Genomic DNA, 22578 nt, shown 5'->3' with positions numbered 1-22578 from the left:
TACTGCCCGAAGCAAGCCAGACAGCCGCTGGCTCATGTAGCGATACATGGGCGGGAGGAAGGTCCGGACTCCATAGAGCAGGGTGACGGTTAACGGCCGTCCGCCGTGAGGCGAGGAATAGGGCCACAGAGACGAGCGTATTAAGTTACGGTGAAACGCGGTAACCTCCACCTGGTGCAATTTCAAATAGGCACGCGATGATGTTGCTCGCGGAGCGTGCGGGTAGAAAGCTTGAGCGGCGGAGTAATCCGTCGCCTAGAGGAATGGCTGTCATAGCGCCGACCGCAAGGAAGGCGCCGTAACAAAATCCGGCCTATCGGCTTGCTTCAACGAATTTTAGAGAGATGACTCAATACATCCTCGCCCTGGACCAGGGCACTACCAGTTCGCGCGCCATCCTGTTCGACCACAATGGCCAGATTGCAGGATGCGCAGCGCAGGAATTTCCCCAGCACTTTCCCCAGCCAGGCTGGGTTGAGCACGATCCCAACGAAATCTGGAACAGCCAGCTCACCGTGGCGCGCAAGGTCCTGCACGATATCGACGTGAAAAAGGTGCGCGCCATCGGCATCACCAACCAGCGCGAAACCACGGTGGTGTGGGACCGCAAGACCGGCGAGCCGATCGCGCCTGCCATCGTCTGGCAGGACCGCCGCACCGCCGGCTACTGCGAAGAACTGCGCGCCGCGGGCAAGGCGAAAATGATCTGCGATGCGACCGGCCTGGAGCTGGACGCTTACTTCTCCGCCACCAAGGTCAAGTGGATCCTGGACCATGTGCCCGGCGCGCGTGAGCGTGCCCGCAAGGGCGCGCTGTGCTTCGGCACCATCGACTCCTGGCTGGCGTGGAAGCTGTGCGGCGTGCACGTCACCGACGTGTCGAACGCCTCGCGCACCATGCTGTTCAACATCCACCTGATGCGCTGGGATTTGGACTTGCTGCAGCTGTTCGACATTCCTGAAGAGATGCTGCCGCAGGTCGTCTCGTCCAGCGAGGAAGTCGGCGCCACGCGCGAAGCGCTGTTCGGCCATGCGATTCCCGTCGCGGGCATCGCCGGCGACCAGCAGGCCGCCACCTTCGGCCAGGCATGCCACCAGCCCGGCATGGTGAAGAACACATACGGCACCGGATGCTTCATGCTGATGAACGCCGGCCGCCATCCGCGCACCTCGCACAACCGCTTGCTGTCCACCGTGGGCTGGCGTGTCGATGGCGAAACCGACTACATGCTGGAAGGCTCGGTCTTCATGGGCGGCGCCACCGTGCAGTGGCTGCGCGACGGGCTGGGCATCATCCAGCAATCGAGCGATGTGGAGGCGCTGGCCGCCAGCGTGCCCGATAGCGGCGGCGTATTCCTGGTGCCGGCCTTCGTCGGCCTGGGCGCGCCGCATTGGGACCCGTACGCGCGCGGCACTATCGTCGGCCTGACGCGCGGCAGCAACAAGGCGCATATCGCGCGCGCCGCCGTGGAATCGATCGCCTACCAGAGCGCCGAGCTGCTGGCCGCCATGCAGAAGGACGCCGCCATGCCGGTGACCGAAGTGCGCGCCGACGGCGGCGCCGCCCGCAACGACATGCTGATGCAGTTCCAGTCCGATCTGCTGGGCGTGCCGGTGCTGCGTCCCAAGGTCACCGAGACCACCGCGCTGGGCGCCGCCTACCTGGCCGGCCTGGCCGTCGGCTTCTGGGAATCGCAGGAAGAAATCGCCACGCAGTGGGCTTGCGAGCGCAAATTCACGCCAAACATGGGGGGTGACCAAAGGTCAGAGTTGCTGGCAAAATGGAACCGCGCCACAGAGCGCGCCAAAGCTTGGGAGACACCTTTATGATGGACCGTCCGTGGAACGTGGAACTGGACGCGATCGAAAAACTGTTCGACGCGCTGACTGAAGTAGCCTTCTTCGTGAAGGATCGCGATGGCCGCTATGTGGCCGTCAACAACACGCTGGCCCGCCGCTGCGGCCTGCGTAACAAGTCCGATATCGTCGGCAAGACCGTGATGGACGTGCATCCGCGCCCCTTGGCGGCCGCCTATGAGGAGCAGGACCGCCAGGTGATCCAGTTCGGCGCCACCATCGAGAAGCACCTCGAATTGCACCTGTATCCAAACCGCCGCCGCGGCTGGTGCCTGACCCATAAGACCCCGCTGCGCAACGAGCAGGGCGAGATTGTGGGCCTGGTGGGCACCTCGACCGACCTGGGCCTGGTGGACGAGCAGCACCCCGTGTACCGCCAGGTGGCGCGCATCGCCCAGCGCATCCGCGAGAACTTCCACCAGCAGTTGAACCTCAACGAACTGGCGCGCGAAGAAGGCCTGTCGCTGGCCCGCGTGGAGCGCCTGTTCCAGAAAGTGTTCAACTACAGCCCGCGCCAGTTGCTGCTGCAATCGCGCCTGGAAGGTGCACTGTCGCTGATCGAAGCCCACCCGAGCCGCAGCATTGCCGACATTGCGCGCGAGTGCGGCTACACCGACCACAGCGCCTTCAGCCGCCAGTTCAAAGCGATGACCGGCTACACGCCAAGCCAGTTCCGCAACGGTTCGCGCCCTCCACCTGTGGTTTTTTCGCCCGTCGCCTGTGCAGTTCACGCTGCCTGATCCAGCGAAATCACACTAACGCCGCGCACGTTTGAATGCGCGCCACTCCTCCTCGTTAGCATGGGCTCTCCCATCAAACGTAGTCAAAAAAAGGAGTGGAGAGATGATGTTGAAGACCATCGGCGTAGCAGCCTTGCTGCTCGCCGCGCAAGCCCATGCCGACCACGGCGACAAGCTGAAACAGCCGCCGGCGCCGCACCAGCGGCAGACCCTGCCGCCCTCGGTGGAGCAAAGCAAGTACGACCTGGCGCCATCGCGCAAACCGCGCAACGACCTGCTGCCGCGCCATATGAAGGCCAGCGGCAAAGCCATGGCCGCTACCCCGCAATGCTCGGACATGAACAAGCTGGCCAGCTACAGCGGCGCGGCACTGGCCGAGTACGTGGCCACGCTGCCCGACTTCGAGTGCACCTATCCGCTGTTCTCCGCCGCACCGGCGCTGGCCGGCACGATCTATTCGAGCACCAATGTTAGCGCTGTCACGCAGCGCCTGGTCAGTGAAGCGGTCAGCTATAACGCCAGCAATATGAAGCTGGTCAACCTGGTGCTTTACCTGCGCGCCGGCTACTACCAAGCCGCCGGTGGCAGCATCCCGGCGCTGACCGAAACGGTGCGTGCGCCGCTGCGTAGCGCGCTGCATAGCCTGGTGCAGGGCAGTGGGCTGTACGCCGACAACACGGTCGCCTACACCACCGCGGGCGAAGTCTGGAAGCTGGTCACCAATATGAAGGACGAGGTGCAGTTCCTGCCCGATGCGCGCGCCACCGTGCAGCGCTTCACCGTGACCAGCGTTGCGCCATCGGCTGCCGAGCCGCTGAAGCAGTACAGCGCCAGTGGCGGCATGACCGGCGCGCTGTCGATCTTCTTCCGCGCGCACGGCATGCCGGATGTTGGCACAGCCATGTCGAACGATATCTCGTACGCCAATGCGCTGAATGCCTTCATCACCAACAGCAAGGCGGCCCTGATCAATAGCAGTGCCAGCGCGCACCTGACCGATGCCGCCAACGAAGCCTTCCGCTTCATGCAGTACCCGGCGCTGAAGCAGCAGGTCAAGCCGATGGTGCAGAACGTGCTGAATACCAGCACCATGCTGGGCGTGGACAGCGGCATGTGGCTGGCTGCGGCGCAAGCGGTGAAATACTACGACAACGCCAACTGCGCCCAGTACGGCGTGTGCAATTTCGAAGAGCAGCTGGCGTCCGCCGTGCTGAAGACCAGCTACAACTGCAGCCCATCGCTGCGCCTGCGCGCGCAGGACGTGACGCAGGGCCAGGTGCAGGAAATCTGCGCAGCGCTGGCGGCGGAAGAGGGCTATGTGCATACCATGCTGCAGACCAACCGCACGCCGGTAGCGCACGACAACAACACCGCGCTGGAACTGGTGGTGTTCGACGACTACGCCAACTATGCCAAATATGCCGGGGTCATTTACGGCATCGGCACCAATAACGGCGGCATGTACCTCGAAGGCGATCCATCGCAGGTTGGTAACCAGGCGCGCTTTATCGCGCACGAAGCGTCGTGGCTGCGCCCGGCCTTCAAGGTCTGGAACCTGGAGCACGAATATGTGCACTACCTGGACGGCCGCTTCAATATGTACGGCGACTTCGGCGCGGCCACTTCGGTGCCGACCGTGTGGTGGATTGAGGGCATTGCGGAATACCTCTCGCTGAAGAATAACAACCAGACGGCGATCGACAAGGCGCGCACCCGCAAGTACCGCCTGAGCGACATCTTCAACAACAGCTACGACATGTCCGATTATTCGGACCGCGCCTACCCATGGGGTTATATGGCGGCGCGCTTCATGGTGGAGCGCCATCGTGCCGATGTCGACCAGGTGCTGGCCAAGTTCCGTGTGGGCGACTACACCCGCTACCGCGACTTCATGCGCGATATCGGCACCCGCTACGACAGCGAGTTTGCCACCTGGGCCGATGCCGCCACCACGGCCGGCGAGCCGCCGCTGCCGGACAGCGTGTCGAACCTGCCAACTTGCAGCGGCCAGGCTTCGCCCACCTACCTGGGCAAAAATTGTGCAATCCGCAACCTTTCGTCCGGATCGCGCACCTGGCTGCACCTGATCGTGCCGGCCGGTGCGAAAAACCTGAAGATCATGAGCGCGGGCGGCAGCGGCAATATGGATATGTATGTGGCGCTGGACCGCTATGCCACCAGCAACTCCTATGACTACGCCTCCACCAATGCCGGCAACAGCGAAACCGTCAGCATCGCTTCGCCGGCGGCGAACCGCTGGTATTACATTACGCTGGAGGCGAAACAGCCGTTCAGCGGCGTCACGGTAGGTGTCACTTACGAGTGAAAAGCAAGCGAAGCCGTATAATGTAGGCAAGCAGCGGCAACGCTATTTGTCTATACAAGTTGCCGCCCAGCACCCTGGGCGGCAATTTTTTTAAGAGGGTCCCGATCGCGCGCAAAGCGTGTCAGGCAGTAATTCTCCCCGTCCCACCGGGTCTGCGGCACTTGTTGCTATTTTGCTCAAGGGCTGTTGTCTTCAGGCAACCAAACGACGATTTCGAAATTTATTTTTAGGCATTTTTTCCACGTTTGGCCGGTCCTGCACGTGAAGTAGCACTTTCACTATCTTTCATAAGTATCTAATTTCTCGACGGTTTTTAGCTCGGCTATTTCTCAAGGAAGAGCGCTAAGTCCTTAATTTCATTGGACAATTCGGTGTTTTCGCTGGGGAAAATCGCTTGACCGACCTGTAACCATCCTCTAAAGTGGGCGATAGTGTGAAAAAGTGTAGTTTTGTGGGATTTTTTAGATAAGGTAAATACGTGTTCCAAGGCGCGTCCGCGATCACTCTCGATGCCAAAGGCAGGATGTCCATCCCTGCCAAGCATCGTGACGCACTGATGATTCAGTGCGAAGGACGCCTCACGCTTACCAAACACCCGGACGGCTGCCTGCTGATGTACCCGCGCCATGTCTGGGAAGCCAAACGCGACCAGATCGCAGCCTGGCCGATGTCGGCCCGCGGCTGGCAGCGTATCCTGCTGGGCAATGCCGCCGACGTCGAGATGGATTCCGCCGGCCGCATCCTGGTTGGCCCGGAGCTGCGCGAAGCCGTCGGCCTGGGCCGCGAGGTCGTGCTGTCCGGCATGCTGACCCACTTCGAAATCTGGGACCCGGTCAAACGCGCCCAGAACGAGCAAGCCACCATCGAGGTTGGCATGCCCGATACCCTTTCCGATTTCTCTTTCTGAGGCCGACTTTAGATGACGACGACCTCGGTGCCAGAATTCCAGCATCGCACGGTGCTGTTAGATGAAGCGGTGGATGCGCTCGACCTGAACGGCGCGCGCGCCAACGGCATCTATATAGATGGCACCTTCGGCCGCGGCGGCCATTCGCGCCTGATCCTGTCGCGCCTGGGCCCCGACGCCCGCCTGATCGCCTTCGACAAAGACCTGCAAGCTATCGCCAACGCCGAGACCATCGGCGATGCGCGTTTCACCATCGTGCATGACAGCTTCGCCACCATGGCGGATGCGCTGGCCGAACGCGGCATTCCTGCCGTGGACGGCATTTTGATGGACCTGGGCATCTCGTCGCCGCAAGTCGACGACGCTGCGCGCGGGTTCAGCTTCCGCAACGATGGCCCGCTCGACATGCGCATGGATACCACGCGCGGCATGTCGGCTGCTGAATGGCTGGCCACGGAATCAGAAAAAACACTGGAAAAGGTGATAAGAGAATATGGGGAAGAACGGTTTGCTTTTCAGATTGCAAAGGCGATTGTTGCTCGCCGGGCAGTCGAGCCAATTTCAAGCACACGACAGCTTGCCGGTATCGTGGCAGGCGCGGTCAAGACTCGCGAAAAGGGCAAGGACCCTGCGACCCGCACCTTTCAGGCTATCCGGATTTTCGTCAATAAAGAGCTTGAGGACCTTGAATCGGCCTTGAACCAGGCCTTCAATGCGCTCAAGCCGGGCGGCATCCTGGCCATCATCAGCTTCCACTCGCTGGAAGACCGCATGGTGAAGCAGTTCCTGGCCTCCAAGGCCAAGGTGGAGCAGCCTGACCGGCGCTTGCCGATCAAGGCGGTCGACCTGCCGCAGCCGGAACTGAAGCTGCTGGGCCGCGTCATGCCGTCCGATAAAGAGGTGGAAGAAAACCCGCGTGCACGCTCCGCCGTGATGCGCGTGGCCATGCGCCTGCCGGCAGCGGGAGGCGCGCCATGAGCAACAAGATCAATATCGTGCTGACGGCATTGCTGGTCGCTTGCGGCCTGTCCGCCGTTAACGCGCAATACCGCGCCCGCCACCTGTTCGTGGACAAGGAACGCGCGGAAGCGCAGGCGCGCCAGCTCGATACCGAATGGTCGCAGCTGCAGCTGGACCAGTCCACGCTGGGCAAGCACGCCCGTATCGAAGAAATCGCCCGCCGTGAGCTGAACATGACCCAGCTGACGCCGAACCGCACCCAGTACCTGACGGAGGGCGAGCAATGATGCGCTCCAGCGGCGGCGCCGGAACGGCACGCGTGGCACGCTCCAAGGGCGTGGCATTCTCCAAGAGCCCAGTGCTGGCGGTGCGCCTGCCAAGCTGGCGCTCGCGCGTGGTGCTGTTCGTGCTGTTCGTCGCGTTTGCGGCGCTGGCGGCGCGCGCGGTATGGCTGCAGGGTACCTCCAGCCAGTCTCAATTCCTGCAGGAGCAGGGCGCCAACCGCTACCAGCGCACGCAGGAACTGCCGGCCATCCGCGGCAAGATCACCGACCGCAATGGCCAGGTGCTGGCAACTTCGATCCCGGTGCGCGCCATCTGGGCTTCGCCGGACGACCTGAAAGCCGCGCCGAAAGAGAAAATCCGCGCGCTGGCCGGCCTGCTGGAAATGAGCGAGGCCGAGCTGCGCAAAAAGCTGGAATCCGACCGCAACCTGGTCTACCTGAAACGCCAGGTCGAGGTGGAAACCGCCGACAAGATCAAGGCGCTGGACCTGGACGGCATGGATATCCGCCCTGAATACAAGCGCTTCTACCCGCAGGGCGAAGTCATGACCCACCTGGTCGGCTTCACCAACGTGGACGACCGTGGCCAGGAGTCGATGGAGCTGGCGCAGCAGAACAACCTGGTCGGCAAGCCCGGCTCGCGCCGCGTCATCAAGGATGGCCGTGGCCGCGTGGTGGAGGACATCGGCGGTAAGGTTGAGCCTCACAATGGCAAGGATGTGGTGCTGTCGGTGGACAGCAAGATCCAGTACATCGCCTACACCCAACTGAAGCAGGCGGTCGAGCATTTCGGCGCCAAGGCCGGCGGCGCCGTGGTGCTGGACGTGCACACCGGCGAAGTGCTGGCGCTGGCCAACTATCCAAGCTACGACCCGAACGACCGCCGCAACCTGACCGGCGCGCAGCTGCGCAACCGCGTGATGACCGACTCCTTCGAGCCGGGTTCCACGCTGAAGCCGATCACCGTGGCGCTGGCGCTGGACACCGGCCGCGTCAAGCCCTCGACCCTGATCGATACCGGCAATGGCCGCTACACCATCGCCGACCGCACCATCACCGATACCAAGGCGCACGGCGTGATCGACGTGTCGCACATTATTGAAACCTCGTCCAACATCGGCACCTCCAAGATCGCGCTCAGCATGCCGGCCCAGGAGATGTGGGAGATGTTCACCAAGGTCGGCTTCGGCCAGCAGCCGAAGTGGGGCTTCCCTGGCGCTGTGGCGGGACGGGTGCGGCCTTATAAGTCGTGGCGGCCGATCGAGCAGGCCACCATGAGCTACGGTAACGGTATCTCGGTGTCGGTGATCCAGTTGGCCCGCTCCTACATGATGTTTGCCCGGAATGGTGACACCATTCCTTTGTCGTTTGAGAAGGTCGACAAGGAGCCGGCCGGCCAGCAGATCATCAAGCCGGAGACCGCCGCGCAAATGCGCGTGATGCTGGAGAACGTGGTGTCGGGCAAGGAAGGCACCGCCAAGAAAGCCCAGATTCCAGGCTACCGCGTGGGCGGCAAGACCGGCACCGCATACAAGGTCGAGAACGGCCGTTATGCGATCCCGCGCAAGTACATCGGTTCCTTTGTCGGTATGGTGCCGATGTCGGCGCCGCGCTTCGTCATTGCGGTCATGATCGACGAGCCGACCCAGAACGGCCACTTCGGCGGTTCGGTCGCAGCGCCAACCTTCGCGGCTGTCGCAATCAATGCATTGCGCGCCTCCAATGTGCCTCCTGATTCCAACGTCACCGAAATCGTGGTGCCGGCGGACACCGGACCGGAGGCCATGTAAATGACGACGATGACCCATCAAGAAATTATCAGCTGGATGCGCGAAGCCGCGCCGACCGGGCAACTGGCCTCCGACTCGCGCCGCATCAAGGCCGGCGACGTGTTCTTCGCCTATCCGGGCGACGCCAAGGATGGCCGCACCTTCATCGCCGCCGCGATTGCCAATGGCGCCGCCGCCGTGGTCTTCGATGACACCGATTACGCCTGGGGCGCCGCGCACGCTGTGCCGCACCTGGCGGTGCCGGGCCTGAAAAAGCAGGCCGGCCCGATCGCGCACGCCTGGTACGGCCAGCCGGACGCCAGCATGTTCACCGTAGCCGTTACCGGCACCAACGGCAAGACTTCCTGTGCAGTGTGGACCGGCCAGGCACTGGCCAAGGTCGGCGAAACTGCCGCCGTCATCGGCACCCTGGGCGTGGGCATGTTCCGCGCACGCGGCGAAGTGGAATTTGACGAAACCGGCTACACCACGCCGGACGCCGTGCTTCTGGCGCGCAAGCTGCAGGAAGTGCGCGCCGACGGCGCCGTGGCGCTGGCGATAGAAGCCTCGTCCATCGGCCTGCACCAGGGCCGGACCGACGGTATGCATTTCGATGTGGCGATCTTCACCAACCTGACGCGCGACCACCTGGACTATCACGGCGACCTGGAAAACTACGAAGCCGCCAAGACCATCCTGTTCGACTGGCCGGGCCTGAAGCACGCCGTGGTCAACCTGGATGATCCGATGGGCCACCGCCTGGTCGCCCACATCAAGGCGAAGAAGGGCGCCAAGCCGGCCATCATCGGCTACACCCTGAAGGATGCCAAGGCGCAGCCGAACGTGCAGGGCATCTCGATGCTGCGCGCCAGCTCGCTGCGCAGCCGCAACCTGGGCACTGAATTCAACCTGGACTCGACCTTTGGCCACGCGCATGTGCGCACCCAGCTGGTCGGTCCGTTCAACGTGAGCAATGCGCTGGCCGTGCTGGCCGCCTTGCTGGCGAAAGGTATCGCCTTCCGCACCGCGATCGACGGCATCGAATCGCTGTTGCCGGCCCCGGGCCGCATGCAGCAGATCGGCGGCCAGGATGCGCCGATGGTGGTGATCGATTACGCGCACACGCCGGACGCGCTGGAAAAGACCCTGGAAGCCCTGCGCTCCGTGGCGGCCGACCGTGGCGGCCACCTGTGGTGCGTGTTCGGCTGCGGCGGCGACCGCGATCCGGGCAAGCGCCCGCAAATGGGCAAGATTGCGCAGATGGCCGAGCATGTGCTGGTCACCAGCGACAACCCGCGCAGCGAAGACCCTGCCGAGATCATCCGCCAGATCGTGGCCGGCATGGATCCTGAACATCCGAATTCCGAATTCCTGACGGTGGCAGACCGCGCTGCCGCAATCCTGTCCGCCGTGCGCCATGCCGGCAAATCGGACGTGATCCTGCTGGCAGGGAAGGGCCATGAGCCGTACCAGGAAATCAAGGGCCGCAAGATGCCGTTCTCGGACGCCGAGCACGCGCAGCTGGCATTGTCTGCACGCCTGACCATGATGAGGCCGCACTGATGCGCAGCACTCTCGCCCACATCCTCCCGGCGCTGACCGGCGCACACCTGCACCATGGTGTGCTGACCAATGACGCCGCGCTGGGCCTGGAGTTCGACGGCGTGTCGACCGACACCCGCACCGTTGGCGCGGACCAGCTGTTCGTTGCCCTGCGCGGCGAGGTGTTCGACGCGCATGACTTCCTGCCCAAGCTGGCGGGCAGCGCCGTCGCCGCCGTGGTGGTTGAGAAGCTGCCGGAGGGCTGGACCCTGCCGGCCATCGTGGTGCCGGACACCCTGGTGGCGCTGGGCCAGATCGCCAACTACTGGCGCAAGCAGTTCGCGCTGCCGGTGATCGGCGTGACCGGCTCCAACGGCAAGACCACCGTCAAGGAAATGATCGCCGCCATCCTGGCCGCCGCCCATGGTGAAGAAGGCCGCCTGGCGACCCGTGGCAACCTGAATAACGAGATCGGCGTGCCGCTCACGCTGTTCCGCCTCGACAGCGGCCACCGCTCCGCCGTAGTGGAGCTGGGCATGAACCATCCGGGCGAGATCGGCCGCCTGGCCGCGATTGCAGCGCCAACCATCGGCATGGTCAATAACGCCCAGCGCGAGCACCAGGAATTCATGCACACCGTCGAAGCGGTGGCGCGCGAAAACGGCAGCGTGCTGGCTGCGCTGCCAGGCGACGGCGTGGCCGTGTTCCCGCACGGTGACGAGTTCACCCCGATCTGGCGCGAAATGTCGGTGGGCCGCCGCGTTCTGACTTTCGGCCTGGACGCCGCCGCCAACGTGAGCTGCACCTACACCGCAGGCGATTTCGGCGCCGAGCTGGCTGTCACGATCCATCCGGCCTTGACATCGTCCGAAGGCGCCGCCGCCTCGTTCGCCAAGCCGGATGCCGTGCCGCGCCACTTCAGCGTGTCGCTGCAAGCCGCCGGCGAACACAACGTACGCAATGCCTTGGCCGCGATTGCCTGCACCTACGCCGCCGGCATCGACACCTCCACCATCCGCACCGGCCTGGAGGCGTTTGCGCCAGTGAATGGCCGCTTGCAGAGGAAGCAGGCCGCCAACGGCGCGCTGCTGATCGACGATACCTACAACGCCAACCCGGACTCTGTGCGCGCCGCCATCGACGTGCTGGCCAAAGCCAAGGCACCGCGCGTGCTGGTGCTGGGAGATATGGGCGAAGTCGGCACCCAAGGCAAGGAATTCCACGAGGAGGTGGCCGCCTATGCAGCCTCCAAAGGGATCGAACACGTACTGGCAACCGGCGAGCTGGCCGCCCACATGGCGCCGCACGCCCAGCACTATCAAGAATTCGACGCGCTGCTGCAGGCCGTAGACGCTGCAGTAACGCCGGATGCAACCGTATTGATCAAGGGCTCCCGCTTCATGAAAATGGAACGGGTCGTGCAGCATTTGATTGGATCGCAACAAGTAACAAAGGAAACACACTAATCATGCTGCTCTGGCTTGCACAAATCCTGCAGGACGACATTGGGGCTTTCCGCCTCTTTAACTACATCACCTTCCGCGCCGTGATGGCTACCATCACGGCCCTGCTGATCGGCCTGATCGCCGGTCCCGCCGTGATCCGCAAACTGACCGTCATGAAGTACGGCCAGGCAGTGCGTACCGACGGCCCGCAGACCCACCTGAAAAAGCACGGCACCCCAACCATGGGTGGCGTGCTGCTGCTGATCGCCGTCGGCATCGCCACCGTGTTGTGGTGCGACTGGTCGAACCGCCTGATCTGGCCGGTGATGGTCGTGACCATGGGCTTCGGCGCCGTGGGCTGGGTGGACGACTACCGCAAGGTGGTACGCCAGGACCCTGAAGGCATGCGCTCGGCGGAGAAATACTTCTGGCAGTCGCTGGTCGGCATCGCCGCCGCGCTGTACCTGGCGTTCTCCGTGTCGGCGCCAACGCCGGCCCAGGTGTTCGAACTGTTCTTCCAGTGGGTGCAGTCGGGCTTCTCGATGGACCTGCCGCCTAAGGCCGACCTGATCGTGCCGTTCGTGAAGACCATCAGCTATCCGCTGGGCGTGTGGGGCTTCATCGCGCTGACCTACTGCGTGATCGTCGGCACCTCCAACGCCGTGAACTTCACCGACGGCCTGGACGGCCTGGCCATCATGCCGACCGTGATGGTTGGCTCGGCGCTCGGCCTGTTCGCCTACCTGACCGGTTCCGCGACCTATTCGAAATACCTGTTCATCCCGCACATCCCAGGCGCGGGTGAGTTGATCATCTTCTGCGGTGCGATGGCGGGCGCTGGCCTGGCCTTCCTGTGGTACAACGCGCACCCTGCACAAGTCTTCATGGGCGACGTCGGCGCACTGGCGCTGGGTGGCGCGCTCGGCACGATCGCCGTGATCGTGCGCCAGGAAATCGTCCTGTTCATCATGGGCGGCATCTTCGTTGCGGAGACGCTGTCGGTGATCATCCAGGTGGGTTGGTTCAAGTTCACCAAGAAGCGCTACGGCGTTGGCCGCCGCGTGTTCCTGATGGCGCCTCTGCACCACCACTTTGAACAGAAGGGTTGGAAAGAGACCCAGGTCGTCGTGCGCTTCTGGATTATCACGATGATGCTGGTCCTGGTTGGCCTGTCTACCCTGAAGCTGCGCTGATGATCTATAACGGCAAAATTGCACTGGTACTGGGGCTCGGTGAATCGGGCCTGGCGATGGCGCACTGGCTGGCGCGCTGCGGCGCGCTGCTGCGCGTTGCCGACACGCGCCCAGTGCCGGAGCGCCTGCCGCTGCTGCGCGAGCAGCTGCCCGGCACCCAGTTCATCGCCGGTCCGTTCAACGCCTCCCTGCTGGACGGCGTGGACTTCGTTTGCGCCAGCCCGGGCCTGGGCCCGAACAAGGAGCTGGCCGAAATCATCCCGGCCGCCGCCGAAAAGGGCATCCCGGTCTGGGGCGAGATCGAAATCTTCGCGCAAGCGCTGAAGTGGCTGAAGGACGACCGCGCCTACGCGCCGAAAGTCATCGCCATCACCGGCACCAACGGCAAGACCACCGTCACCAGCCTGACCGGCCAGCTGTGCGAGCGCGCCGGCCTGTCGGTGCGCGTGGCCGGCAATATCAGCCCCGCCGCGCTGGACGTGTTGCGCGAGGTGATGGACAACGATGAACTGCCGCAAGCCTGGGTGCTCGAGCTGTCCAGCTTCCAGCTGCACACCACCTACAGCCTGCAGGCCGACGCCGCCACCGTTCTGAACGTGACCCAGGACCACCTGGACTGGCACGGCAGCATGCAAGCCTACGCCGACGACAAGAAACGCATCTTCGGCGAAGAGACCGTGCGCGTGCTGAATCGCGACGACAAGTGGACCATGGCGATGGCCAATCCGACCGGCGACAACGTCACCTTCGGCACCGACGCGCCGGAACTGGCGCACAGCTTCGGCCTGGTCAACGAGCGCGGCGTGTACTGGCTTGCCACCGCCGAGCCGACCGAAGACGCCGAGCCGCCGAAGCGCCGCAAGAAAAACGACCCGCCGCCACCGCCGGTGGAGTGCTACACCAAGAAGCTGATGCCGGCCGACGCGCTGCAGATCCGCGGCACCCACAACGCATCCAATGCGCTGGCCGCGCTGGCCCTGTGCCGCGCCATCGGCCTGCCGTTCGCTCCGCTGCTGCACGGCCTGCGCGAATACAAGGGCCAGCCGCACCGCGTGGAACTGGTGGCGACGATCAACGGCGTTGACTACTACGACGATTCCAAGGGCACCAACGTCGGCGCGACTGTCGCCGCGCTGGTCGGCCTGGGCCAGTCCTTCGGCGGCAGCGAGCAAAAGCTGGTCGTGATCGCCGGTGGCGACGGCAAGGGCCAGGAGTTCGACCCGCTGGCCGGCCCGGTGCGCCGTTTCGTGCGCGCCGTGGTGCTGATCGGCCGCGACGCACCAGCCATCCGCACCGCGCTGGAGCCGACCGGCGTCAAGCTGGAAGACTGCGCCACGCTGGAAGAAGCAACCAAGCGCGCCGCTGCGCTGGCCCATGCCGGCGATGCCGTGCTGCTGTCGCCCGCTTGCGCCAGCCTGGACATGTTCAAGAACTACGCGCACCGCGCGCAGGTGTTTATCGACACCGTGCGTGACATCGCACTCGACGCGGGGCAGGAGATCTGATGGCCTTCCAGCTTCCATTCCGCTTCTCTGGCTCCGAGGCTCCGGCACCGCTGGATAGCCGCGCGCGCCATTCGAAGATGATGGAATACGACCAGCCGCTGGTCTGGAGCGTGCTGCTGCTCATGCTGTTCGGCATGGTGATGGTGTATTCGGCTTCCATCGCGCTGCCGGATTCGCCCAAGTTCGCCAACTACAAGAACCACTTCTTCGTGCAGCGCCAGGCCATCTTCATCGGCATCGCCATCGTGGCCGCCGCCGTCGCCTTCCGCGTGCGTGTGCAGGACTGGCAGAAGGCCGCGCCTTACCTGTTCATCGGCACCCTGGTGGCGCTGGTGCTGGTGCTGATCCCGGGCCTTGGCGTCAACGTGAACGGCGGCCGCCGCTGGCTGTCGCTGAAGGTGTTCCAGTTCCAGCCGTCCGAGCTGATGAAGCTCTTCATCGTGCTGTACGCCGCCGACTACACCGTGCGCAAGCAGGAATACATGCACCGCCTGTCCAAGGGCTTCTTCCCGATGGCGCTGGCGGTGGCCTTCGTCGGCCTGTTGCTGCTGCTGGAGCCTGACCTGGGCGCCTTCGGCGTGATCGTCTGCATCGCCATGGGCATCCTGTTCCTGGGCGGCGTGAACGCGGTCTGGTTCGGCGGTATCGCCGGCATGCTGGTGACCATCTTCGTCGCGATCATCCTGCTGTCGCCGTTCCGCCGCGCGCGCCTGTTCGCCTATCTGAATCCATGGGAAGAAGAGAACGCGCTGAACAAGTCCTACCAGCTGACCCACTCGCTGATCGCCTTCGGCCGCGGCGAGCTGACCGGCGTCGGCCTGGGCGCCAGCGTCGAGAAGCTGCACTACCTGCCGGAAGCGCACACCGACTTCCTGCTGGCCGTGATCGGCGAAGAGCTGGGCATGGTGGGGGTGCTGATCACCATTGGCATGTTCTACTGGATCGTCAAGCGCGCCTTTGATATCGGCCGCCAGGCGATTGCCATCGACCAAACCTTCGCCGGCCTGGCCGCGAAAGGCATCGGCATCTGGATCGGCATCCAGACCTTCATCAATATGGGCGTGAACCTGGGCCTGCTGCCGACCAAAGGCCTGACCCTGCCGCTGATGAGCTATGGCGGCACCGGCATCATCATCAACTGCGTCGGCTTGGCCATCCTGCTGCGCATTGACTACGAAAACCGCCAGATGATGCGGGGAGGCCGCGTATGAGCAAGCGCCTGATGATCATGGCAGCGGGCACCGGCGGCCACATCTTCCCTGGACTGGCGATCGCGCATGAGATGCGCGCGCGCGGCTGGGAAGTGTCCTGGCTGGGCACTTCGCACGGCATGGAAACCGACCTCGTGCCAAAGCATGGCGTGGACATGGACGTGATCCACTTCAGCGGCATGCGCGGAAAAGGCCTGGCGCATACGGTTAGCGGCGCGTTCAAGATGATCGGCGCCTTCGCCGCCTGCTTCGGTTTTATCGGCAAACGCAAGCCGGATGTGGTGCTGGGCATGGGCGGCTACGTCTGCGTGCCGGGCGGCCTGATGGCCAAGCTGCGCGGCGTGCCGCTGGTGCTGGTGAATGCCGATGCGGCGCTGCTGCTGTCGAACAAGACCCTGGCGCCGCTGGCCAAGCGCGTGTGCTTCGGTTTCCCGGCCGATTTCGGCGCGGCAGCCGGGAAGGCCGTCGTCACCGGCAATCCGGTGCGCAAGGAAATCCTGGCGCTGCCGGCGCCGGAACAACGCTTCGCTGGCCGCGACGGCGCGCTGCGCATCCTGGTGGTGGGCGGCAGCCTGGGCGCCAAGGCGCTCAACGACGCGCTGCCGGCCGCGCTGGCGATGATCGCGCCCGAGCAGCGTCCGCTGGTGACCCACCAGTCGGGCAAGAAAAATATTGAAGCCCTGCGTGCGGCTTACGCGCAGGCGCATGTGGAAGCAAACGTGGTCGACTTTATCGACGACATGGCGGGCGCCTACGCGCAGGCGGATATCGTGATCTGCCGCGCCGGCGCCATCACCGTGTCGGAACTGACGGCAGCTGGCGTGGCCAGCGTGCTGGTTCCCCTGGTGGCCTCGACGACCAGCCACCAGCGCGACAACGCGCAGTGGATGGCGAAGCAGGGCGCGTCCATCCACATGCCGCAGACGGAACTGAATCCGGAAAGCCTGGCCGCACTGTTGCAGACGCTGAACCGCAACACCTGCCAGAAGATGGCCGCCGCCGCGCATGCCGTGGGCACGCGCGACGCCAACCACGCCATCGCCAAAGAATTGGAAGCACTCGCATGAAGCATAAAGTAAAGAACATTCACTTCGTCGGCATCGGCGGCAGCGGCATGAGCGGCATCGCCGAAGTGCTGGTGACGCTGGGCTACAACGTCTCCGGCTCGGACCTTGGTTCGAACGCCGTGACGCAGCGCCTGCAGGACATGGGCGCCACCGTGCACCAGGGCCACGACGCCGCCTTCATCGGCAATGCCGATGCGGTGGTGACTTCCACCGCCGTCAAGAACGACAACCCGGAAGTGGTCGCCGCGCGCGCCCGCAAGATCCCGATCGTGCCGCGCGCCGTCATGCTCGGTGAGCTGATGCGCCTGAAGCGCGGCATCGCCATCGCCGGCACCCACGGCAAGACCACCACGACCAGCCTGGTGGCATCCGTGCTGGCCGAAGGCGGCCTGGATCCGACCTTCGTGATCGGCGGCCGCCTGACCGCAGCCGGCGCCAACGCCAAGCTGGGTTCCGGCGAGTACTTGGTGGCGGAAGCCGACGAGTCGGACGCCTCCTTCCTGAACCTGACCCCAATGATCGAAGTCATCACCAATATCGATGCCGATCATATGGAGACTTACGAGCACGATTTCGAAAAGCTGAAGCAGGCCTTCGTACACTTCACGCACCGGCTGCCGTTCTACGGCCGCGCCATGCTGTGCATCGATGACCCGCACGTGCGCGCCATCATCCCGCAGGTGACCAAGCCGGTCACCACCTACGGCTTCGCGGAAGACGCGGAAGTGCGCGCCGTGAACGCGCGCGCGGTCGGCACCCAGATGCACTTCACCGTGCTGCAGGAAGGCTACCCGGACCTGGACATCGTGCTGAACCAGCCCGGCATGCACAACGTGCAGAATGCCTGCTCCGCCGTCGCCATTGCGCGCGAAATCGGCGTGGCTGACAGCGCAACACAAGCCGGCCTGGCGGGCTTCGCCGGCGTGGGCCGCCGTTTCACCAAATACGGCGAAGTCGCCATCCCGTCCGGCGGCAGCTTCACCCTGGTGGACGACTTCGGCCACCACCCGCTGGAGATGGAAGTGACCACCGCCGCCGCGCGCGCCGCCTATCCGGGCCGCCGCCTGCTGCTGGCTTTCCAGCCGCACCGCTACAGCCGCACCCGCGACCTGTTCGAAGATTTCGCCAAAGTCCTCTCCACGGTCGACGTACTGGTGCTGTCGGACGTTTATGCAGCGGGCGAGCAGCCGATTGTGGCTGCCGACGGCCGCGCCCTGGCGCACGCGATCCGTGCGCGCGGCAAGACTGAGCCGGTATTCGTCGAAAACATCGCCGACATGCCGGAAACGATTATGAACGTGGTGCGCGACGGCGACGTCGTGCTCACCATGGGCGCAGGCTCGATCAGCGGCGTCCCTGCAAAACTGACGAACTGGAAGGCGTAACGCGATGACCAAACTGACTGCACAAGAAGCGCAAGCATTCGGCAAGGTGGGCGTGCTGATGGGCGGCCTGTCCGCCGAGCGCGACGTCTCCATCATGTCCGGCACCGGCGTGCTGGCGGCGCTGCAATCGCAAGGCGTGGACGCCCACGCCTTCGACCCGGGCCAGCGCTCGCTGGCCGAACTGGCGGCGGAAAAGTTCGACCGCGTGTTCATTGCGCTGCACGGCCGCTACGGCGAAGACGGCAGCCTGCAGGGCGCGCTGGAACTGCTCGGCATCCCATACACCGGCTCCGGCGTGATGGCCAGCTCGGTGGGCATGGACAAGATCACTACCAAGATCCTGTGGCTGCGCGAGAACCTGCCGACCCCGGAATACGCCGTGCTGAACGCCGACTCCGACCTGGACGTGGAAGCCGCGCGCCTCGGCCTGCCGCTGATCATGAAGCCGCCGCATGAAGGCTCGACCATCGGCATTACCAAGGTAACGGACGCCGCCGGCCTGAAAGCGGCCTATGACGCCGCCGCCGCGCTGGACGACTGCGTGCTGGCCGAGGAATTCGTGCAGGGCCGCGAGTTCACCGTCGCCGTGCTGGGCACAGGCAAGACCGCGCGCGCGCTGCCGATCGTGGAAATCGTCGCCCCGGCCGGCAACTACGACTACAACAACAAGTACTTCACCGATGACACCCAGTATTTCTGCCCGCCGCAGCTGGACCAGGCGATGCAGGACGAAATGCAGCGCATCGCCGTGGCAGCCTACCGCGCCGTCGGCTGTGAGGGCTGGGGCCGGGTTGACGTGCTGCTGCGCGAGAAGGACAACAAGCCGTTCCTGCTGGAGGTGAACACCTCGCCTGGCATGACCAGCCACTCGCTGGTACCAATGGCAGCCCGCGCGACCGGCGTGAGCTACGAAGAACTGTGCGTGGAAATCCTGCGCACCGCACGACTGAAGTTGAAGAAGTAAAGGGAACCGGGACTTATGTGGCACGACGTCAAAGCCTTGAATGCAACCGCCAGCGGCATGGTCGCGCTGTCGGTGCTGGCTTGCGCCGCTGCCGGTGTCTGGTGGCTGGCGAATCGTCCGGTATTCGATTTGCGCTCCATCCGCGTTGAGACCATGGACAAGTCCGAGTTCAAGCATGTGAACCACCTGACGCTGCGTAACAGCACCCAGGGCCGCATCGTCGGCAACTTCTTCACCGCCAACCTGGAGCAGGTGCGCCAGGTGTTTGAAGCAGTACCGTGGGTGCGCCGCGCCAGCGTGCGCCGCGAGTGGCCCGACCAGCTGATCGTCTCGCTGGAAGAGCACGAAGCGCTGGGCACCTGGGGCGAAGACGGCCGCCTGCTCTCGGTGAAGGGCGACGTGTTCACCGCCAACCTGGCCGAAGCGGAAGAGGACCACGAGCTGCCGGAGTTTTCCGGCCCGGATGGCAGCGAGAAGGAAGTACTGGCGCGCTACGGCGAGTTGAAGAAATGGTTTGCGCCGGCGAGCCTGGTGCCGCAAGGCGTGGCGCTGTCGGGCCGCTATGCATGGACGGTGAAGCTGGATAACGGCGCCAGCGTGGCGCTGGGCCGCGAAGCGACCCACGACACGCTGCGCCAACGGGTGGATCGCCTGGTGCGCATCTGGCCCCAGATCGCCGCCCGTGTGCCGAATATTGAAACGATTGATATGCGCTACCAGAACGGTCTGGCGTTGAGCGCGGCGGGGTTGAAGATTCCCGCGGATACGAAGAAACATTGATAAGCAGGCAGAGAGATGACTAAAGACGCTAAGAACCTGATCGTCGGCCTCGACATCGGCACCTCCAAAGTGGTTGCCGTGGTGGCCGAGGTGATGGCAGATGGACGCCACGAAGTGATTGGCCTGGGCCAGCACGAGTCGAACGGCCTGAAAAAGGGCGTGGTGGTGAACATCGAGGCGACCGTCGAATCGATCCAGCGCGCGCTGGAAGAGGCGGAGCTGATGGCCGACTGCAAGATCCGCAATGTGTACGCGGGCATCGCCGGCAGCCATATCCGCAGCTTCAACTCCAGCGGCATGGTGGCGATCAAGGACAAGGAAGTCACCGCCACCGACGTGGCGCGCGTGATCGAAACGGCCAAGGCAGTCAACATCCCGACCGACCAGCAGCTGCTGCACACGGTGCCGCAGGAATTCATCGTCGACTCGCAAGACGACGTGCGCGAGCCGATCGGCATGAGCGGCATCCGCCTGGAAGTCAAAGTGCACATCGTCACCGGCGCGGTGAGCGCCGTGCAGAACATCGTTAAGTGCGTGCGCCGCTGCGGCCTGGAAGTGTCGGACTTGATCCTGCAGCCGATGGCCTCGGCCGACGCGGTGCTGACCACCGACGAAAAAGAACTGGGCGTGGTGCTGATCGACATCGGCGGCGGCACCACCGACGTGGCGGTATTCAGCGACGGCGCGATCCGCCACACCGCCGTGATCCCGATTGCCGGCGACCAGATCACCAACGATATCGCGATGGCGCTGCGCACCCCGACCGGCGAAGCGGAAGAAATCAAGATCCGCTACGGCGTGGCCAAGCAGGTGCTGGCCGATCCTGGCGAGCACCTGGAAGTGCCGGGCCTGGGCGACCGCGGCCCGCGCAACCTGTCGCGCCAGGCGCTGGCGGCGGTGATCGAGCCGCGCGTGGAAGAACTCTTTGCGATGGTGCACCAGGTGGTGCGCGAGTCCGGCTACGAGGGCGTGCTCTCGTCGGGCATCGTGCTGACCGGCGGCACCGCGATCATGCCGGGCATGGTGGAGATGGCGGAAGACATCTTCCTCAAGCCGGCGCGCCTGGGCACCCCGGACTACCGCGGCCAGCTGGCCGACGTGGTGCGCAGCCCGCGCTATGCAACGGTTTTGGGTCTGTTATTGGAAGCAAAAAAGCAGTACCTGCGTGGCCACATCGTGACCCGCCAGGATGGTTCGGTAAAGGCAGTGTGGCAGCGCATGAAGGAATGGTTCTTAGGTAATTTCTGATTTTTGAATAACAACGCAGTTTTCAATCTCCAGTTCTCCTAACAATATGAGGCCTGGCGCTTGAAAACCGCATTCTAGATAGGAGTACATCATGGAGTTTGATATGGTTGATAACGCAACACTGGGTACGGTCATCAAGGTCGTCGGCGTTGGCGGTGCGGGCGGTAACGCGGTCCAGCACATGATCAACAAGGGCATGAGCGGTGTGGAATTCATCGCCGCCAATACCGACGCGCAGGCGCTGGCTACTTCGAAGGCAGGCAACATCATCCAGATCGGCGAGACCGGCCTGGGTGCTGGCATGAAGCCTGACGTCGGCCGCGCACTGGCCGAAGAATCCCGCGGCCGCATCGAAGATGCGCTGCGCGGCGCGCACATGGTGTTCATCGCTGCCGGCATGGGCGGCGGTACCGGCACCGGTGCGGCACCGATCGTTGCGGAAATCGCCAAGCAGCAGGGCGCGCTGACCGTGGCTGTGGTGTCCAAGCCGTTCTCGCACGAAGGCCAGAAGTGCCTGGACATCGCCGAGGCGGGTCTGGAGCAGCTGTCGCAGAACGTCGACTCGCTGATCGTGATCTGCAACGAAAAGCTGGAAGAGATCTACGAAGACGAATCGCTGATCGAATGGCTGCAGCACGCCGACGACGTCCTGAACAACGCCGTTGCCGGTATCGCCGAGATCATCAACGTGCCTGGCCACATCAACGTCGACTTCAACGACGTCAAGACCATCATGGGCGAGCAGGGCAAGGCGATGATGGGCACCGCCACCGCTTCCGGCGTGGACCGTGCACGCGTAGCCGCCGAGCAGGCAGTTGCCTCCCCGCTGCTGGACGGCGTCGACCTGTCCGGCGCACGCGGCGTGCTGGTGAACGTGACCGCATCGCGCGGCCTGAAAGGTAAGGAAATCAAGGAAGTCATGGCTGCCGTGCGCGCCTTCGCCGCACCGGATGCGTCGATCGCACAAGGTATCGCCTACGACGACGCGATGGGCGACGCGATCCGCGTGACCGTGGTGGCAACTGGCCTGGGCAAAGCCAAGAAGCATGTGCAGCTGGTTCCACAGCAGCAGCTGCGCACCGGCACCCATGGCGGCGCTCCGCTGAACGTCAACGCAGCCCTGGGCGGCGGCGCGGTCACCAGCGCGGTAGGCGGCTTCGGTTCCGCAGGTTTCGGCGGCGCCGTATCCTCCGATGTGCAGAAGCAGCCAGCCGTGTGGCGCCGTGAATCGGCCACCGAGCAGGTGAACGCATTGGCCAAGTCGGGCATGGAAACCTACGACATTCCAGCCTTCCTGCGCAAGCAGGCTGACTAAATAAGGTCAGCCACGCCGCCCGGCCACCCGGGCCGGGGGGGGGGGGGTTTATAATTGGTGTAGGGGTAACCCCCCCCGGGC

Annotated in this window: 18 protein-coding genes and 1 other RNA gene; all 19 read left to right on the top strand. The window is 64.1% G+C overall.

All coding sequences use genetic code 11. The annotated features are described in order from the left end of the window. Positions 1 to 8: 8 nt before the first annotated feature. The 19 genes from rnpB to ftsZ all read left to right on the top strand — a co-directional run bounded on the left by rnpB (position 9) and on the right by ftsZ (position 22497). Positions 9 to 332: RNase P RNA component class A (rnpB, locus tag AAHE99_RS24860), an RNA gene on the top strand. A gap of 12 nt (positions 333 to 344) precedes the next feature. Beyond that, positions 345 to 1829, top strand: a complete 1485-nt coding sequence (gene glpK, locus AAHE99_RS24855; RefSeq protein ID WP_342120496.1) for a glycerol kinase GlpK — start codon at positions 345 to 347, stop codon at positions 1827 to 1829. Further along, a complete protein-coding gene (locus AAHE99_RS24850) occupies positions 1826 to 2596 on the top strand; it encodes a helix-turn-helix transcriptional regulator (RefSeq protein WP_342120494.1) in 771 nt (256 codons plus the stop codon). Before glpK ends, AAHE99_RS24850 begins: the two co-directional genes overlap by 4 nt. Before the next feature lie 103 nt (positions 2597 to 2699). Beyond that, positions 2700 to 4922: a M9 family metallopeptidase gene (locus AAHE99_RS24845; protein WP_342120492.1), complete on the top strand. Its 2223-nt coding sequence runs from the start codon at positions 2700 to 2702 to the stop codon at positions 4920 to 4922. Positions 4923 to 5400: 478 nt separating this feature from the next. After that, positions 5401 to 5829 (top strand): division/cell wall cluster transcriptional repressor MraZ, encoded by a 429-nt coding sequence (gene mraZ / locus AAHE99_RS24840; protein ID WP_342120490.1) that lies wholly within the window; start codon positions 5401 to 5403, stop codon positions 5827 to 5829. 12 nt (positions 5830 to 5841) lie between these two features. Then, entirely contained in the window at positions 5842 to 6807 is a 966-nt protein-coding gene (rsmH, locus tag AAHE99_RS24835; protein ID WP_342120488.1) for a 16S rRNA (cytosine(1402)-N(4))-methyltransferase RsmH, read from the top strand. Further along, positions 6804 to 7076: a cell division protein FtsL gene (gene ftsL / locus AAHE99_RS24830; RefSeq protein WP_342120486.1), complete on the top strand. Its 273-nt coding sequence runs from the start codon at positions 6804 to 6806 to the stop codon at positions 7074 to 7076. Before rsmH ends, ftsL begins: the two co-directional genes overlap by 4 nt. Continuing rightward, positions 7076 to 8863: a peptidoglycan D,D-transpeptidase FtsI family protein gene (locus AAHE99_RS24825; protein ID WP_342120516.1), complete on the top strand. Its 1788-nt coding sequence runs from the start codon at positions 7076 to 7078 to the stop codon at positions 8861 to 8863. The genes ftsL and AAHE99_RS24825 overlap by 1 nt, the downstream gene beginning before the upstream one ends. Next, a complete protein-coding gene (locus tag AAHE99_RS24820) occupies positions 8864 to 10405 on the top strand; it encodes a UDP-N-acetylmuramoyl-L-alanyl-D-glutamate--2,6-diaminopimelate ligase (protein ID WP_342120482.1) in 1542 nt (513 codons plus the stop codon). Continuing rightward, positions 10405 to 11850 (top strand): UDP-N-acetylmuramoyl-tripeptide--D-alanyl-D-alanine ligase, encoded by a 1446-nt coding sequence (locus tag AAHE99_RS24815; protein ID WP_342120480.1) that lies wholly within the window; start codon positions 10405 to 10407, stop codon positions 11848 to 11850. Before AAHE99_RS24820 ends, AAHE99_RS24815 begins: the two co-directional genes overlap by 1 nt. 2 nt (positions 11851 to 11852) lie before the next feature. Further along, positions 11853 to 13022 (top strand): phospho-N-acetylmuramoyl-pentapeptide-transferase, encoded by a 1170-nt coding sequence (gene mraY, locus AAHE99_RS24810; RefSeq protein WP_342120476.1) that lies wholly within the window; start codon positions 11853 to 11855, stop codon positions 13020 to 13022. Further along, positions 13022 to 14527, top strand: coding sequence for a UDP-N-acetylmuramoyl-L-alanine--D-glutamate ligase (gene murD, locus AAHE99_RS24805; protein ID WP_342120473.1), 1506 nt, complete (start codon positions 13022 to 13024; stop codon positions 14525 to 14527). The genes mraY and murD overlap by 1 nt, the downstream gene beginning before the upstream one ends. Beyond that, a complete protein-coding gene (gene ftsW, locus AAHE99_RS24800; RefSeq protein WP_342120471.1) occupies positions 14527 to 15738 on the top strand; it encodes a putative lipid II flippase FtsW in 1212 nt (403 codons plus the stop codon). The genes murD and ftsW overlap by 1 nt, the downstream gene beginning before the upstream one ends. 11 nt (positions 15739 to 15749) lie before the next feature. Beyond that, positions 15750 to 16805, top strand: coding sequence for an undecaprenyldiphospho-muramoylpentapeptide beta-N-acetylglucosaminyltransferase (murG, locus tag AAHE99_RS24795; protein ID WP_342120514.1), 1056 nt, complete (start codon positions 15750 to 15752; stop codon positions 16803 to 16805). Beyond that, positions 16802 to 18190: a UDP-N-acetylmuramate--L-alanine ligase gene (gene murC / locus AAHE99_RS24790; RefSeq protein WP_342120469.1), complete on the top strand. Its 1389-nt coding sequence runs from the start codon at positions 16802 to 16804 to the stop codon at positions 18188 to 18190. The genes murG and murC overlap by 4 nt, the downstream gene beginning before the upstream one ends. Positions 18191 to 18194: 4 nt before the next feature. Beyond that, on the top strand, positions 18195 to 19154 hold the full coding sequence (locus AAHE99_RS24785) for a D-alanine--D-alanine ligase (protein ID WP_342120467.1): 960 nt from the start codon (positions 18195 to 18197) through the stop codon (positions 19152 to 19154). Positions 19155 to 19169: 15 nt separating this feature from the next. Next, on the top strand, positions 19170 to 19934 hold the full coding sequence (locus tag AAHE99_RS24780) for a cell division protein FtsQ/DivIB (RefSeq protein WP_342120464.1): 765 nt from the start codon (positions 19170 to 19172) through the stop codon (positions 19932 to 19934). Positions 19935 to 19949: 15 nt separating this feature from the next. Then, a complete protein-coding gene (gene ftsA / locus AAHE99_RS24775; protein WP_161026424.1) occupies positions 19950 to 21182 on the top strand; it encodes a cell division protein FtsA in 1233 nt (410 codons plus the stop codon). Positions 21183 to 21273: 91 nt separating this feature from the next. Then, complete coding sequence (gene ftsZ, locus AAHE99_RS24770; RefSeq protein WP_342120458.1) at positions 21274 to 22497, top strand: cell division protein FtsZ; 1224 nt, start codon at positions 21274 to 21276, stop codon at positions 22495 to 22497. Positions 22498 to 22578 lie beyond the last annotated feature (81 nt).

Source organism: Pseudoduganella sp. OTU4001 (assembly GCF_038440195.1).
Taxonomy (GTDB): domain Bacteria; phylum Pseudomonadota; class Gammaproteobacteria; order Burkholderiales; family Burkholderiaceae_D; genus Rugamonas.
The sequence above is the reverse complement of the archived record's forward strand: the minus strand, read 5'-3'. Positions and strand labels throughout refer to the sequence as shown.

Bases quoted from the DNA above. Each gene is read 5' to 3' on its own strand.
- glpK (WP_342120496.1), top strand. From the start codon at position 345: ATGACTCAATACATCCTCGCCCTGGACCAGGGCACTACCAGTTCGCGC.
- AAHE99_RS24850 (WP_342120494.1), top strand. From the start codon at position 1,826: ATGATGGACCGTCCGTGGAACGTGGAACTGGACGCGATCGAAAAACTG.
- AAHE99_RS24845 (WP_342120492.1), top strand. From the start codon at position 2,700: ATGATGTTGAAGACCATCGGCGTAGCAGCCTTGCTGCTCGCCGCGCAA.
- rsmH (WP_342120488.1), top strand. From the start codon at position 5,842: ATGACGACGACCTCGGTGCCAGAATTCCAGCATCGCACGGTGCTGTTA.
- ftsL (WP_342120486.1), top strand. From the start codon at position 6,804: ATGAGCAACAAGATCAATATCGTGCTGACGGCATTGCTGGTCGCTTGC.
- AAHE99_RS24825 (WP_342120516.1), top strand. From the start codon at position 7,076: ATGCGCTCCAGCGGCGGCGCCGGAACGGCACGCGTGGCACGCTCCAAG.
- AAHE99_RS24820 (WP_342120482.1), top strand. From the start codon at position 8,864: ATGACGACGATGACCCATCAAGAAATTATCAGCTGGATGCGCGAAGCC.
- AAHE99_RS24815 (WP_342120480.1), top strand. From the start codon at position 10,405: ATGCGCAGCACTCTCGCCCACATCCTCCCGGCGCTGACCGGCGCACAC.
- mraY (WP_342120476.1), top strand. From the start codon at position 11,853: ATGCTGCTCTGGCTTGCACAAATCCTGCAGGACGACATTGGGGCTTTC.
- murD (WP_342120473.1), top strand. From the start codon at position 13,022: ATGATCTATAACGGCAAAATTGCACTGGTACTGGGGCTCGGTGAATCG.
- ftsW (WP_342120471.1), top strand. From the start codon at position 14,527: ATGGCCTTCCAGCTTCCATTCCGCTTCTCTGGCTCCGAGGCTCCGGCA.
- murG (WP_342120514.1), top strand. From the start codon at position 15,750: ATGATCATGGCAGCGGGCACCGGCGGCCACATCTTCCCTGGACTGGCG.
- murC (WP_342120469.1), top strand. From the start codon at position 16,802: ATGAAGCATAAAGTAAAGAACATTCACTTCGTCGGCATCGGCGGCAGC.
- AAHE99_RS24785 (WP_342120467.1), top strand. From the start codon at position 18,195: ATGACCAAACTGACTGCACAAGAAGCGCAAGCATTCGGCAAGGTGGGC.
- AAHE99_RS24780 (WP_342120464.1), top strand. From the start codon at position 19,170: ATGTGGCACGACGTCAAAGCCTTGAATGCAACCGCCAGCGGCATGGTC.
- ftsA (WP_161026424.1), top strand. From the start codon at position 19,950: ATGACTAAAGACGCTAAGAACCTGATCGTCGGCCTCGACATCGGCACC.
- ftsZ (WP_342120458.1), top strand. From the start codon at position 21,274: ATGGAGTTTGATATGGTTGATAACGCAACACTGGGTACGGTCATCAAG.